General features: G+C 74.3%; 10 protein-coding genes. 2 read left to right on the top strand and 8 right to left on the bottom strand.

The genetic code is table 11. The features are described from left to right. Positions 1-67: 67 nt before the first annotated feature. The 4 genes from dmpI to AB2U05_RS03205 form a co-directional block, all read right to left on the bottom strand. Complete coding sequence (gene dmpI, locus AB2U05_RS03220) at positions 68-250, bottom strand: 4-oxalocrotonate tautomerase DmpI (RefSeq protein ID WP_369182349.1); 183 nt, start codon at positions 248-250, stop codon at positions 68-70. 125 nt (positions 251-375) lie between these two features. Then, positions 376-1245, bottom strand: a complete 870-nt coding sequence (locus tag AB2U05_RS03215) for a LysR family transcriptional regulator (RefSeq protein ID WP_369182348.1) — start codon at positions 1243-1245, stop codon at positions 376-378. A 188-nt stretch (positions 1246-1433) separates the two neighbouring features. Next, on the bottom strand, positions 1434-2921 hold the full coding sequence (locus AB2U05_RS03210) for a carboxylesterase/lipase family protein (RefSeq protein ID WP_369182347.1): 1488 nt from the start codon (positions 2919-2921) through the stop codon (positions 1434-1436). Between the two features lie 75 nt (positions 2922-2996). Beyond that, positions 2997-6137: an amino acid adenylation domain-containing protein gene (locus AB2U05_RS03205; protein WP_369182346.1), complete on the bottom strand. Its 3141-nt coding sequence runs from the start codon at positions 6135-6137 to the stop codon at positions 2997-2999. 706 nt (positions 6138-6843) lie between these two features. Between AB2U05_RS03205 and hppD the strand changes: the two genes are divergently transcribed. Next, positions 6844-8004 carry a 4-hydroxyphenylpyruvate dioxygenase gene (hppD, locus tag AB2U05_RS03200; protein WP_369182345.1) on the top strand — a complete coding sequence of 387 codons (1161 nt, stop codon included), beginning with the start codon at positions 6844-6846 and terminating at the stop codon, positions 8002-8004. Positions 8005-8024: 20 nt separating this feature from the next. On the opposite strand, the gene AB2U05_RS03195 is transcribed toward hppD, so the two are convergent. After that, positions 8025-8231, bottom strand: a complete 207-nt coding sequence (locus AB2U05_RS03195) for a hypothetical protein (RefSeq protein ID WP_369182344.1) — start codon at positions 8229-8231, stop codon at positions 8025-8027. A gap of 95 nt (positions 8232-8326) precedes the next feature. Beyond that, positions 8327-9796, bottom strand: a complete 1470-nt coding sequence (locus tag AB2U05_RS03190; RefSeq protein ID WP_369182343.1) for an amino acid permease — start codon at positions 9794-9796, stop codon at positions 8327-8329. Between the two features lie 358 nt (positions 9797-10154). Between AB2U05_RS03190 and AB2U05_RS03185 the strand changes: the two genes are divergently transcribed. Continuing rightward, positions 10155-10379 (top strand): hypothetical protein, encoded by a 225-nt coding sequence (locus AB2U05_RS03185; protein WP_045693285.1) that lies wholly within the window; start codon positions 10155-10157, stop codon positions 10377-10379. Positions 10380-10444: 65 nt separating this feature from the next. Here the strand turns inward: AB2U05_RS03185 and AB2U05_RS03180 are convergent, their stop codons facing one another. Both AB2U05_RS03180 and AB2U05_RS03175 read right to left on the bottom strand, forming a co-directional pair. Then, positions 10445-12559, bottom strand: coding sequence for an MMPL family transporter (locus AB2U05_RS03180; RefSeq protein WP_369182342.1), 2115 nt, complete (start codon positions 12557-12559; stop codon positions 10445-10447). A 79-nt stretch (positions 12560-12638) separates the two neighbouring features. After that, entirely contained in the window at positions 12639-13580 is a 942-nt protein-coding gene (locus AB2U05_RS03175) for a deoxyribonuclease IV (RefSeq protein WP_369182341.1), read from the bottom strand. Positions 13581-13673: the final 93 nt, after the last annotated feature.

Raw genomic sequence — 13673 nt, 5'->3', positions numbered from 1 at the left:
CCGCACGGCGAACGGGCGGCCGCTACCGCGTGGGTAGCGGCCGCCGCCCGTCCGCGGAGTCCGGCGGCTACTTGTCCGCGGTGAGCGTGCCGGCCACGCCCCAGTTCTCCGCCGGGTACTCCTGCACCCACACCATCACGCTCTCCGCGGGGACCTCCAGGGCCTCCACGAACGCGTCGGTGACCTTCTTGACCAGTTCGCGCTTCTGCTCGACGCTGCGCGGGCCCTGCTGGATGGTGACGATCGGCATCTTCGGCTCCTCTTTCGGGGGTGTCCCGCCGGTTCCTCCGGCTGAGACCAGTTCACCCGATCGGGCCCACCCGCACCCAGACCCGAATCGCTCTGGCAGCGATCACGGATCCTGATCGTCGCAGGTCAGGCTGCTCGGCAGGCTTCCAGGAGCAGTCGGGGCAGCGGGGCGGAGCGGCGCACGGCGACGGAGACCGGCAGGGCGAGCGGGGTCCGGCAGGGCCGGAAGACGATCCGCCGGGTGGTCGTCGTCCGGGTGTTGGCGGCGTACACCACCGTCCACGAGGGGGCGCCGGCGCCGATCGAGGCCAGGGTGTCCTGGAGGATGCTCTGCGACGGGAGGAGGCTCGGCCGGAACCCGGCCCGCGCGCAGGCGTCCAGGACCAGGTCCACCAGCGCCGGGTGGTTGTGGCGCTCGGTCAACCGGAGCGGCAGGGCGGCGAGGTCCGCGAGGTCGACGGCCGGCTGCTCGGCGAGGGGGTGCCGGGCGGGCAGCGCGAGCACCAACTCCTCCTGCCAGACCGGCAGGAAGCGCAGCTCGGGGCTGCCCTCGGCGACGGCACCGCGGACGAAGGCGGCGTCCAGCCGCCCGTCCGCCAGCTGCGCGAGCCGCTCCCGCACGGGCTCGGCCCGGAGCTCGACCAGCACCTCCGGGGCGCGCCGCTGGTAGGCGTCCAGGATCAGGTCGAGCCGCTCGCCGAGCCCGGTGACGGTGCCGAGCCGCAGCACGGCCGGCGCCGCCAGCTCCGCGGCGAGCGCCCGGGCGGCGTCCTCGGCGGCCAGCACCTGCCGGGCGGCGGGCAGGAAGCGCTCCCCGGCCGGCGTCAGCCGGACGTACCGGGGCGAACGGTCGAACAGCTCGACCTTCACCTCCCGCTCCAGCCGCCGCACCTGCTGGCTCACCGCGGGCTGCCCCAGCAGCAGCCGCTCGGCGGCCCGCCCGAAGTGCAACTCCTCCGCGACGGCGACGAAGCAGCGCAGCTGCCGTAGCTCCATGGATCCCCCTGCAAACGATCTTGCGAACGGCTCCATGGTCGCAGGCCGGGGCCCGGTCCCACCGCAGGGCCTCCCGGCCGCGCCGCCGTCGCCACCCGCCCCTGACCGGGACGCTGCCGAACGGGACGCGACTGACCGGCCCGCCGTCGAACGGGACGCCGCCGAACGGCCCGCCGCCGAGGGCCGGCTCAGTCCGCGGCGGGGACGCGGACGCCCTTCCAGAGGAGCCGGCGGTCGCGCTGCGGGTCCACCTCGATCCGGGACGGGTGGTCGATGACGCGGGTGTTCCGCTGCTCCGGCGTGTAGGCCGGCCAGGAGTCCAGCGGCCGGCCGGTGCGGGCGAAGGCCAGCCAGTGGTCCTGGACCTCGTCCTGCACGGCGCGGAAGCCCTGCCGGCCGCCGGCCAGCGTCAGCAGCCGCACCGGCGCGCTGTCGACGCCGCCGAACACCGGCAGCAGTTCGATGCCGTGGATGGCCCCCAGCCCGGCGAGGCGCAGCGCGCGGGGCGCGAAGTCGAAGCGGTAGCAGTACGTGGCGGCGCGGCGGCTGTGGCCTTCGAGGACGGCCTGCGCGGGCCGCCACAGCACGAAGTCCGTGCTGACCCGGATCGCGGCCGCCCGCTTCGGGTACCCCGGATAGGCGGCGGCGACCCGGTCGGGGTCGGCGCCGCAGCGTTCCAGCGCGGCGCGGAGCGCGGGCGCGGTGGTCGGCACGGTCGCGTCGAACTGGGCGAGGGTGTTCTCGTCGCGGTTGGTTCCGATGATCAGCGGCAGTGCCCGCGCGCCGCCCTTGGCGAGGGCGTCCAGCGGGGCCTGCGGCAGCAGGTCCCCGTCGATCACCGGTGCGATCGGGTAACTGCCGGGATTGGCCCGCACGGTGTCCCGCACGGCCCGCTCGGTGGCCCGGCAGAGGTCCTTGGCGGCAGCCTCGGGCAGGGCCCGCGCCGCGGCGGCCGGGGTGACGCCGAGGTGGCCGAGGAGCCGGCGGGCGAACCGCCGGGCCTCCGCGGGCTCCACGGCCGCCCAGTCCGCGGCCGGGCTCTGCGCGATCGCGCGGTGGAACAGCCCGTCCGCGGCCGGGGTGGCCATCAGCGTCAGCGCCGCGTCCGCGCCGGACGACTCGCCGAAGAGGGTGACGTTGTCCGGGTCGCCGCCGAACGCGGCGATGTTGCGGCGCACCCACTTCAGCGCCGCCAGCTGGTCCCGCAGGCCGAGGTTCGACTCGAACGGCCGGTCGGCGCTGGAGAGTTCGCTGAAGTCGACGTAACCGAGCGCCCCTAGGCGGTAGTTGACCGTCACCACCACCACGTCGCCGCGCGCCGCGAGCGAGTCGCCGGGGTACCGGGCCGCGGTGTCGAAGAGGTAACTGCCGCCGTGCAGGAAGACCATGACGGGCCGTGGTCGCGTCGAGGCGTCCGGCGGCGCGGTCACGTTCAGGGTCAGGCAGTCCTCGCCGGTCGGGCGCAGGCCCACCATCGGGTTGCGGCGCTGGACGGCCGCGTCGCCGAACCTGGTGGCGTCGCGCACGCCCGTCCACGGCCGCACCGGTTGCGGCGCCCGGAAGCGCAACTCCCCGACCGGTGCGGCCGCGTAGGGGATCGACCGCCACTGCACCGCGCGCGGGGCCCGTCGTCCGCGGACGACGCCGTCCATGGTCTCGACGTCAGTCGTGAACATCGTGCCTCTCTTCCTCCGGGATGCCGAGGGACCCACGCTAGTTGGTGACGCTCCGTCAGGTCGCGGCGGGTCGGCTCAGGCCAGGGCCGCCGGCCCCGCGCGCAGGACGTGCTGGAACGCGTCGGCCAGGTGCTCGGCGAACTCCACGGGGTAACGGTCCGTCCACACCCACACGTTGAGCCGCACTCCGCCGTCTGCGGCGTACCAGACCTCGGTCTCCAGCTCGCTCATCGTGGTCGGGGCGTCCATGCGGACGAACTCGGAGCGGCAGGACGGCAGCGGCAGCTCCGGATCGCTCAGGTTCTCCACCAGGAGCACCGGCAGCCGGCCGAGCGCTTCCTGGCCCATCCCGGCGAGCACCGGCATGGCCGCCTCGGCGAAGGACACGTCCTGGGCGGCGAGCGCGGCGCCGACCGCCCGCCCGGCGCCGTCCCACACGTCGCTCTCGGCGGTCGCGGGGCGCAGCCGCAGGCAGAACATGTCCATCCGGGTGGACATCGACCGGCCGGGGTCGCCGGCCCAGCTGGAGAACGGCACCAGCAGGGCGAGTTCGTCCTGGCCGGACAGCCCGCGCAGGATCGAGGAGTACGCGACGGCCAGCGCCGCCAGCCTGGTCGACCCCTGCCGGCGGACGGCGGCGTCCCAGGGCTCCATCTCCCGGGCGGAGACCTGCCGGGACACCGACACCCGGGGGCCGTCGGTGGCCGAGGAGGGCAGCCGCCCGGGCAGGGCGAGCTGCGGGAGGCCGTCGAGCTCCCGCGTCCAGTAGCCGATCTGGCCGTCCACGTCGGCGGCCGCGCGCCGCCGCCGGTAGATGTCGGCGATCTCGGCCAGCGTCTGGGCGGGCTGCGCGAACTCCGGGGCGCGGCCGAGCAGTCGGGCCCGGTAGGCGGTGGCCAGGTCGGCGGCCATCGGCTCCTGGGACGCGCCGTCGAACGCCACGTGGTGGACGATGAGACCGAACAGCAGGCGTCCGCTCTCGGTGCTCCGCACCGCCGCGCAGCGCCAGATCCTCCCCTCGGCGAGCGACAGCGGCCGGTAGAGCGCGGCGTGCAGGGCGGCCACCGCCTCGTCCTCGGTGCGCTCGTCCGGCAGCTGCCGCAGCTCCGGTCCGGGCAGGTCGGGGGACGGCACCGCGGTGGGGCCGGGGTCCATCAGGTACCGCGAGTGCAGCGCCTGGTGGCGGCCGTGGACGTCGAGGATCGCCCGGGACAGCGCCCCGAGGTCCGGGGTGCCGTTCAGCCACCACGCCATCGAGCAGAGGTACGCGAGGTCGGAGGCCTCGGACCTGCCCTCCCACAGGGCCAGTGCGTAGTGCACGGGCAGCGCGACCGGGCCGCCGGCCTGCTCCGCCGCGGTGCCGTGCGCCACGGCACCGCCCGTATCCGACTCCCCGGCGTCCAGCAGCGGCTTCAGCGCGACGGCGAGGTCGCGCACGGTCGAGGTCACGAACACCTGCGAGGCCGGTACCGCCACCCCGAACTCCGCGGCCACCTTCGCGCAGAGCCGGGCCGCGTCGAGCGAGTTGGCGCCCAGCTCGAAGATCGAGCGCTCCGGCGGGACACCGGCACGGCCGAGGATCTGGCCGAACACGGCCGCCAGGCGCGTCTCGACGGGGTCCAGCGCGTGCTGCGCCCCCGGCGCGTTGTCCGGGTACTCGTCGTGCTCGTCCTCGGCGGCGAGCCGCTCGACCGTCCGCTGGTCGACCTTGCCGCTGGCCAGCAGGGGCATCGCCGCGAGCCGGCGGATCCGGTCGGGCACCAGGTAGCCGGGCAGCCGGGTGGCCAGTTCGGCGCGCACGGCCGGTTCGTCGGGCACGTTCTCGCCGCGCCCGGCGTAGCACAGGCACAGGCTCCGGCCGCGCCCCTCCGGGCCGTCGAGCACCACCACCGCGGCGGCCGTGATCCCGGCGACGCGGGTGGCGGCCCGCTCGATCTCGGCCGGCTCGATCCGGTGGCCGCGGATCTTGACCTGCCGGTCGAGGCGGCCGTCGAAGTACAGCACGTGCTCGGCCGAGTAGTGCCCGAGGTCGCCGGTCCGGTACACCCGGTGGGTCCGCCCGTCGACGGCGACCTCGGGGAACTTCCTCGCCGTGAGCTCCGGGTCGCCGAGGTAGCCCGTCGCGAGCCCGGCCCCGGCGATGCACAGTTCACCCGTCTCGCCCGGGGCGCAGGGCCGGTCCCCGTCCAGGACGAGGATCGTCGTCCCGTCGAGCACCCGGCCCAGCGGGACGCCGGCGGGGTCGACGCAGTCCTCGGCCGTGACCCGGCGCGCGGTCACCACCGCGGTGGTCTCCACGGGGCCGTACATGTTGTGCAGGGCGACGGCCGGGAAGCGCGCCACGAAGCGTCCCATGTGGCCGGCGGAGGCGCGCTCGCCGCCGGTGATCAGCCAGCGCAGCCCCTCGAACGCGTCGAGGTCCTCGTCGACGATCATGTTGAACAGCGTGGCCGTCAGGGAGGCGCCGTTGACGCCGTGTTCGGCCACCAGCCGGCGGAGCGTGGCCGGCACCAGCACCGCGTCGTCGACGAACACCGACGTGCCGCCGTTCATCAGGACGCCCCAGCCGTCGAGGCAGAACCCGTCCCAGGTCGCCGGCGCGAGCTGCGGCACCACGTTGCCGGGGCCGTAGTCGGCGAAGTCGCACTCCTCGAAGAGGCCGACCATGCCGCGGTGGGGGACGACGGTCGCCTTGGGCGTGCCGCTCGATCCCGAGGTGAAGAACACGGCGAACGGCTCGTCGCCGCGCACCTCGATCCGCTGCGGTGCGCGGCCCGCGGTGACGTGGGTGTCCGTCAGGTCCGCCACCCGGGGCGGCGCCACCACCGGGACGGGCCACGCGCCCGCCTCCGAGGTCACCAGCAGCTTCGCGTCCAGGGCCGCGATCAACGAGGTGAGCCGCTCCCGCGGCCACCGGAGGTCGAGGGCGGAGTAGGCGGCGCCGCGTTCGAGCACCGCCAGCAGGGCCGCGACGAGCTCCGGGCCGCGCGCCATGAGCACCGGCACCAGATCGCCCCGCCCGACGCCGTGGCGCGCGAGCTCGGCGGCGTAGTCGTCGGCGAGTGCCTGCAGTTCGCGGTAGGTCACCCGCCGGTCGCCGGACACGATCGCCACCGCGGACGGCCGTTCCTCCGCGCACCGGCGGACCAGCCCGTGCACCGTTTCGATGCCGTGACGCCCCCCGGTGGAATTCCGTGTGTGACTTTCATTTTCCATCGGAACCACGATGTCCCCCCGTGATTGTGGAATGCCTGTGTGCTCTGGATTTGTCGTCGCTCGTTCGATCGCCGCGCGGCCGTCCCGGTTCTGCCGTGCCCCGCACGGACCGGGAGGAGTCATCGCCGCCGCATTGCGGCATTCGCGTGCGCCCGGTTCGGACGTTACCCTTTCCGCGCGAGCGCCATCCATGCGATGGCGACTTGCGCACTGAGACGCACGCGGTCGACCGGCGGTTGCGCCGGGATCTCCCTCACAGTACTGCACGGGGCGGGGCCCGAACGCCACCCCTCGGCGGCTCGTCCGGCATGCGGAACACGGCGGCCTCGACGAAACCGACGCCGGCCTTGCGGGCCTTGAGGCGAAGGCCATTGCCGGGCTTTTTCTGTTACGTTCTTTCACTTTCCGGAATTCGCCGCCCGTGACACAAAGAGGCCGCCGGATCCGTCTCCTTCGCGCCGGATTGGCCGGACCCTGCCACCTTGGCCGGACCGTGTCGTGGGTCACTTGACGCGCTCGCTTTCGAGCGCATCTACTGATCTCCGAGCCGCCGATCGGGCGGTTTCCGCTCCGTCCGCAATGGGTTGGGTAACCCGTTTCACGGGGCGAGGGAACGCCCGGCCGAATGTCTCGCACCGGGCGACGGGGGAGTGGTCGTGATCCGGTGCCGTGCGCGCCGGATCCGACCCGGAATCGGACTTCACGCATGACCGTCACGGAAGACTTCGAGCGCCACGATCGTCCCCGGCAGGCCCCCCGGCCCGCCGCCGCCCTCCCGGTCGACGACCTCCGGCTGGACCACGTGGAGCTCTACGTCGAGGACCTGGAGCGCGCGGCCGCCGAGTGGACCGGCCGGTACCGCTTCGCCGTCGTCGGCACCGCGGGCGGGCCGGCGGACGGGTGCCGCAGCCTCGCCCTGCGCCAGGGCAGGATCCTCCTGGTGCTCACCGAAGGCACCGACGAGGAGCACCCGGCCGCCGTCTACGTCCGGCGCCACGGCTCGGGCGTGGCCCGCATCGCCCTGCGCACCGGCGACGCGTCGGCCGCCCTCGCCCACGCGGTGGACCGCGGAGCCCGGCCGCTGGCCGGCGAGGTCGGGGGCACCGCCGTCGCCGAGCTCGCCGGCTTCGGGGACGTCGTCCACACCCTGGTCGAACGCGACGCCGCCGACGACGGGCTCCCGCCCGGGTTCCGGCCCGTCGACACCGGAACCGGCGCCGGCACCGCAACCGGCGCCGGCTCGGACGGTCCGGAACCCGGGCTGCTGGAGATCGACCACTTCGCCGTGTGCGTGAACGTCGGTGAGCTCGACGAGACGGTCGCGTTCTACCGGCAGGCCCTCGGGTTCCGGGAGATCTTCGAGGAGCGCATCGCCGTCGGATCGCAGGCGATGCTGTCGAAGGTGGTGCAGAGCCGCAGTGGTGACATCACCTTCACCGTCATCCAGCCGGACCCGGCCGCCGACCCCGGCCAGATCGACGACTTCCTGAAGAACCACGGCGGTTCGGGCGTCCAGCACATCGCCTTCTCCAGCGAGGACGCCGTCGGCTCGGTCCGAGCCCTGTCCGGCGGCGGCGTGGAGTTCCTGAGCACCCCCGCCACCTACTACGAACTGCTCGCCCGACGCGTGGAGTTGCGCCGGCACGGCCTGGAGGCGCTGCGCGAGCTGAACCTGCTCGTCGACGAGGACCACGGCGGGCAGCTCTTCCAGGTCTTCACCCGGTCCACGCACCCGCGGCGCACCCTCTTCTTCGAGGTCATCGAGCGACTCGGCGCCGAGACCTTCGGATCCTCCAACATCAAGGCCCTGTACGAGGCCGTCGAGCTGGACCGGCTGCGCCAGGACGGCCCCGCCCGCCAGCCGTAGCGGGACGGCCCCTACGGCCCCTACGGCCGAGAGGCGGTGAGGAGGAGGTAGCCGGCGACGACCGCGACCACGGCCAGCACCACCGCGGCGAGCACGGCGACCACGAGGAGCCCGCTGACCCCGGCGATCGCGAGCCACCCGAAGCGCTCGGCGCGCGCCGCCCGTTCGCCCACCCGCTCGGCGTCCGCGTCGCCGTCCCGGTCCTCGTACCAGCTCCGACCCGTCATGATCCCTCCCGGCCGGGAGCCTATCCGGCTACGAACAAGCCGTCCGCACCGGGGCGATCCCCGGTGCGGACGGCTTGTGTGCGGGGCCGGTGCGGTCAGTCCTCGGCGCCTCGGCGGCGCCCGGCCATCCACACGTAGACCAGGATGCCGGCGAACAGGAACAGCACGCCCTGGTAGACGGCGGCGTAGCCGGCCCCGGCGAGCAGCCAGAGCGAGAAGCCGAACGCGCCCACGCCCAGCACGGCGTCGCGGACCAGCCGCCCGCCGTCGACCTTCTCGCTCGCGCCGCGCACCAGCCAGTACAGCTGGGCGGCGGTGGAGAGCAGGTACGGGACGGTCGCGGTGAAGGTGGTGACCAGCACCAGCATGTCGAACGCGCCCTTGGCGCCGCTGGCGAAGTTGGCCACCGTCAGCACCGAGGCGAGCGCGACGCTGACGATCACGCCGAAGGTCGGCACCCCGCGCTTCTCCTTGCCGAAGGCGGCCGGGAACAGCCCGTCCTTCGCCGCCGCGTACGGGGCCTGCGCGGCCAGCAGGGTCCAGCCGTTGAGCGCGCCGGTCATCGAGACCAGCGCGGCGACGGCGATCGCGGTGCCGCCCCAGGTGCCGCCGAACATGGCGTTCACGGCGTCCGAGAACGGCGCACTGGAGTGCACCAGCGTGTCGTGCGCGACGGTGCCGAACACCGCGAGCGTGCCCAGCAGGTAGACCACGGCCGCGCCGGTGGTGCCGAGCACGCTGGCCCGGCCGACGTTGCGCTCCGGGTCGCGGACCTGGCCGGCGCTCATCGCGGCCGACTCGACGCCCAGGTAGCTGAACAGCAGGATCGCCGCCGCGGCGCTCATGCCGCCGAGCGCGCCCTGGCCGCTCGCGTTGAACGGGCCGAGGTTCTTCGGGTCGAAGAAGAACAGGCCGCCCACCGAGACGATCGCCAGCGGGACGAACTTCAGGACGGTGGAGACGAGTTGGACGACTCCGACGTACCGGGTGCCGGCCAGGTTGGCGAGCGCGGGCAGCCACTGGAAGGCGAGCGCGACGGCGATGCTGACGGCCGTGTTGTGCGCGACCGGCACCAGCACGTCGAGGTAGCCGACCGCGGCGACCGCGAGCGCGGCGTTGCTCACCCAGGTGGTGATCCAGTACGACCAGGCGGACAGGAAGCCGGCGAAGTCCCCGAAGGCCTCGCGGGCGTAGACGTACGGCCCGCCGGTGCGCGGGTTGCGGCGCGCCAGCTGCCCGAAGACCAGCGCCAGGGCGATCGCGCCCACGGTGAGCACGACGAAGGAGACCAGGCTGAGCGTGCCGAACGGTGCCACGGCCGCCGGGATCATGAAGATGCCGCCGCCGATGATGTTGCCCATGACCAGGGCGGTGGCGGTCGGCAGCCCGAAGCGGCCGCTCTTCGAGCCGCTCGTCGAGCCGGCCTTTTCGGGTCCGGGGGTGACCTGGTCCGGGGTGTCCGGTCCGCTCGGTCGGGTCGCCTGCCGGGGTGCGGCCGGGCTGGTCTGCATGAGGGTGGTGCGCCTTTCGTGGTCCTGCTCGCGCTCGGTGGAGCGACCGTTCATGCTCGGACCAGGGCGAACTGTGCACCAAATCGATGGGATTTGTTCGCCCGGGCGAGCCGATCACCGCAAGATTTCCGGTCGCACCCGGGCCGCACCGGCGCTCGTCCGGCGCTCGTCCGGCGCCCTTCGCGAGGCCGTTCGACCCGATATGCGGGCGTGCGGCCGTGTTCGTCCGCGCGGGGGAGATGTGTCACCCGGATGTCCCAGCGCGGTTGCGGCGAGCGCCCGCCGGTCCGCGTTCGTGTGCCAACCTTGGCGCGGCGCTCCGAGGTGGGGCGCCGCCCGTTCTGTCTTGCGGTCGAACTGGCCGTTCGGGGGCGCGGGTTGAGGACCAGAGACGAACAAAAAAGGACATCGGATGTCGCTTCGTGGGAAGATCCGCAAGCTCGCCGTGATCACCGTCGTGACGGGTGCCGCCGCCCTCGCGGCGCCGGCTCCGGCGATGGCGGCCTGGCACGTGTCGGACGCGCAGTCCGCCATGAGCATGAGCACGGGCTCCGCCGGCGTCGGCCTGTTCGGCCCGCACGCCAACTGGCTCAACGCCGACTCGTACACCGACGACTTCTGCGCCGGCGACTGCTGATCGGCCGATCCGGCCGATCCAGCTGATCCGGCCCTGGGCCCGGGACCGCCTCGGCGGCCCCGGGCTCACGGCTGTCCGGGCCGCCGACCGGCCGGTTCCGGCGCCTGGGCGTTGGCGGACCGCCGGGAGAGCCGCCCCGGCCACCACATGTGCCGGTCCAGGTCCATGGTCAGCGCGGTGACCAGCACCGAGCGCACCACCAGGGTGTCCATCAGGACGCCCAGCGCCACCGCGAAGCCGATCTCGGCGAAGGCGACCAGCGGCAGCGTCCCCAGCACGGCGAAGGTGCTGGCCAGGATCAGCCCGGCCGAGGTGATCACGCCGCCGGTCGCCGACAGCCCGGTCAGCGCGCCCTGCCGGGTGCCGTGCTGGGCGGACTCCTCCCGCACCCGGGTCATCAGGAAGATGTTGTAGTCGATCCCCAGGGCGACCAGGAAGACGAAGACGAACAGCGGGAACGCCTGGTCCTGGCCCTGGAAGTGGAAGACGTTCGCGAAGAAGAACGCGCTGATCCCGAGCGCCGCCGCGTACGACAGCACCACCGTCGCGATCAGCACCAGCGGCGCGGTGACGGCCCGCAGCAGTACGGCCAGGATCAGCAGCACCACGCCGAGCACCAGCGGGATGATCGCCCGGTTGTCGTTCGCGGCCGCCCGCCCGGCGTCCAGCACGACGGCCGTGTTGCCGCCCACCTTGGCGTCCGCGCCCGGCACGGCGTGCACGGCGGCGCGCACCCGGTCGACGGTGTCCTTGGCGGCCCGGCTGTCCGGCGGGTCGGTGAGGGTGGCCCGGAACAGCGCCCGCCCGTCCCGGACGATCGGCGGCGAGGCGTCCGCCACCCCGGGCGTGGACTGGGCGGCGGCCCGGACGGCCGGCGCGTCGGCCGCGGTGGACACGATGCTGAGCGGGGCGCCGGTCCCCCCGGGGAAGTGCTGCTCCAGCACCTGCTGGCCGACCACCGAGTCGGGTTTGCCGGTGAACGTCCCGGCCGTGCTGACCCCGGAGGCGTTCAGCGACACCAGCCCCACGCAGCAGGCCGCGAGCGCCAGCGCCGTCCCGACCCACACCGCGCGGGGCCGCCGGGCGATCCACGCCCCGACGTGCGCCCAGCGGCCGCTGCGGGTCGGCTCCGGCGTGCCGTACCCGGGCCTGACCGGCCAGAACACCCACCGGCCGACGATCACCAGCAGCGCGGGCAGCAGGGTCAGCATGGCGGCGAGGGCGACCAGCACGCCGATCGCCAGCACCGGGCCGAGGCCGCGGGTGGAGTTCATCTCGGCGATCAGCAGGCAGAGCATCGAGGCGACCACGGTGGCCGAGGAGGCGAGGACGGCGGGACCGGCCCGGTGCAGGGCGAAGGCCATCGCCTCGTGCCGGTCCTCGTGGCGGCGCAGCTCCTCGCGGTAGCGGGCGGTGAGCAGCAGCGCGTAGTCCGTCCCCGCGCCGAGCACCAGGACGATCAGGATGCCGGCGCTCTGCGCGTTGACGGTCAGCCCGGCGTGCTCGGCCAGCAGGTAGATGAACGCCTGGGAGACGGTCAGCGCGCCGGCCGCGGAGAGCAGCGGCAGCAGCCACAGCACCGGGCTGCGGTAGGTGAGCAGCAGCAGGACGACGACCACGCTGACGGTGGCGGCGAGCAGGGAGCTGTCGATGCCCGCGAAGGCCTTGGCCTGGTCGGCGCCGATCCCGCCGGGGCCGGTGACGTGGGTGGTCATGCCCTGGCTGTTCGCGGCGGCGGTGCTGCGCAGGGTCTCGACGGCGGGTTTGAGGGCGTTCCAGCCGTTGCTGCCGCTGATGTCGATCGGCACGACGGTCTGCATCGCCTGGCCGTCGCCGGAGACCACCGGCCCGACGACCGGGCCGACGACGTGCGGGACGGCGGCGAAACCGGCGGCCTCGCGCGCGGCCTCCGCCCGGTCGGCGGGGGTGACGCCGCCGGTCCGCTGGTAGACGACGACGGCCTGCGCGGTGTCCACCGGCTGGAAGGTCCGCTGCTCGTTCAGGACGACGGTGGACTCGGCGCTGCCCGGCAGCCAGCTGGACGCCTGGTTGTCCTCGGCGCCCGTCAGCTTTCCGGCCAGCGGGCCGAGGGCGACGAGCAGCACCAACCACAGGGCGAGCACCACCCACTTGCTCCGGCGCCCGCACGGCAGCGAGGCGAGTTTCCAGGTCGAGGACACGGCACTACCCCCAGAGGCGGAGACTCGTTCCAGCCTGACACCGGTCGCGCCGCCCGGCAGCTCCAGGCGCGGGCGGCCCTCAGACGGTGACGGCCGCCCGCGCCCGCAGCCCCTTCAGCGCCGTGATGTCCATCGCGTGCCCGGTGCCGTCCCCGCCGTGCTTGCGGTCCGGGGTCTCCACCACCAGCGGCACCCCGGCGGTCTCCGGGTGCTCGAACAGCTCCCGGAACGGCTCCGCCCCGATCATCCCGGCGCCGATGTTGGCGTGCCGGTCCTTGCGCGCCCCGACCACGTCCTCCGAGTCGTTGGCGTGGATCAGCCGCAGCCGGCCCGGCCCGGCCGCCGAGGCGAGCGCGTCCAGCGCGGCCGTCACCCCGCCCGGCACGGCCAGGTCGTGCCCGGCCGCGAAGGCGTGGCAGGTGTCCAGGCAGACGCCCACCTTCGGGTGGCCGTCCAGCGCCTCCACGTACTCGGCCAGCTGCTCCAGCCGCGAGCACAGCGAGCTGCCCTGCCCGGCGGTCGGCTCCAGCAGCAGCCACGGCGCGTCCTCGCCGAGCCCGTCCAGCTCCGCCAGCAGCGGCCGGACGTCGGCGCGCACCTGCGCCATCGCCTCGGCCCGCCGCGAGCCGCCGCCGGGCGCCGTCCCGACCGCCGAGCCGGTGTGCAGCACCACGCCCAGCGCGCCGATCGCGTGCCCGCGGCGCAGCGAGTGCCGCAGCGAGGCGGCCGAGCGCTCCCGGGTGGCCGGGTTGTCGGAGCCGAAGTTGATCAGGTACGGGGCGTGCACCCAGGCCGTCATGCCCTGCTCGGCGCAGGCGGCCCGGAACTCCTCGTCCTGCGCCGGGTTGCCGGCGGGAGTGGCCCAGCCGCGCGGGTTGGCGGTGAACACCTGCACCGTCTCGGCGCCGACCCGCCGCGCGTACGCCAGACCTGTCCCGACCAGTCCCTTCCCGGCGACCGGGACGTGCGCCCCGATCGGGTTGCGGAGGTCGGCGAGGGACGGAACGGGCGCGGTGCTCATGGCCCCGAGCATGCCACGGGCCCGGACGGCACCCGTACGGCGGCCCGTCCGGCAGGACACGCCCGGGGGCCGACGCCCCGTCAGTCCCGCAGC

It is taken from the genome of Streptomyces sp. Y1 (genome assembly GCF_041053115.1).
GTDB classification, from domain to species: domain Bacteria; phylum Actinomycetota; class Actinomycetes; order Streptomycetales; family Streptomycetaceae; genus Kitasatospora; species Kitasatospora rubellomurina.
Note: the sequence above shows the minus strand (reverse complement) of the source record. Positions and strands in the feature narration are given on the sequence as shown.

What these genes read in the sequence shown, in the direction of transcription:
- dmpI (WP_369182349.1), bottom strand. Translation starts at nt 250, where the DNA reads ATGCCGATCGTCACCATCCAGCAGGGCCCGCGCAGCGTCGAGCAGAAG.
- AB2U05_RS03215 (WP_369182348.1), bottom strand. Translation starts at nt 1,245, where the DNA reads ATGGAGCTACGGCAGCTGCGCTGCTTCGTCGCCGTCGCGGAGGAGTTG.
- AB2U05_RS03210 (WP_369182347.1), bottom strand. Translation starts at nt 2,921, where the DNA reads ATGTTCACGACTGACGTCGAGACCATGGACGGCGTCGTCCGCGGACGA.
- AB2U05_RS03205 (WP_369182346.1), bottom strand. Translation starts at nt 6,137, where the DNA reads ATGGAAAATGAAAGTCACACACGGAATTCCACCGGGGGGCGTCACGGC.
- hppD (WP_369182345.1), top strand. Translation starts at nt 6,844, where the DNA reads ATGACCGTCACGGAAGACTTCGAGCGCCACGATCGTCCCCGGCAGGCC.
- AB2U05_RS03195 (WP_369182344.1), bottom strand. Translation starts at nt 8,231, where the DNA reads ATGACGGGTCGGAGCTGGTACGAGGACCGGGACGGCGACGCGGACGCC.
- AB2U05_RS03190 (WP_369182343.1), bottom strand. Translation starts at nt 9,796, where the DNA reads ATGAACGGTCGCTCCACCGAGCGCGAGCAGGACCACGAAAGGCGCACC.
- AB2U05_RS03185 (WP_045693285.1), top strand. Translation starts at nt 10,155, where the DNA reads ATGTCGCTTCGTGGGAAGATCCGCAAGCTCGCCGTGATCACCGTCGTG.
- AB2U05_RS03175 (WP_369182341.1), bottom strand. Translation starts at nt 13,580, where the DNA reads ATGAGCACCGCGCCCGTTCCGTCCCTCGCCGACCTCCGCAACCCGATC.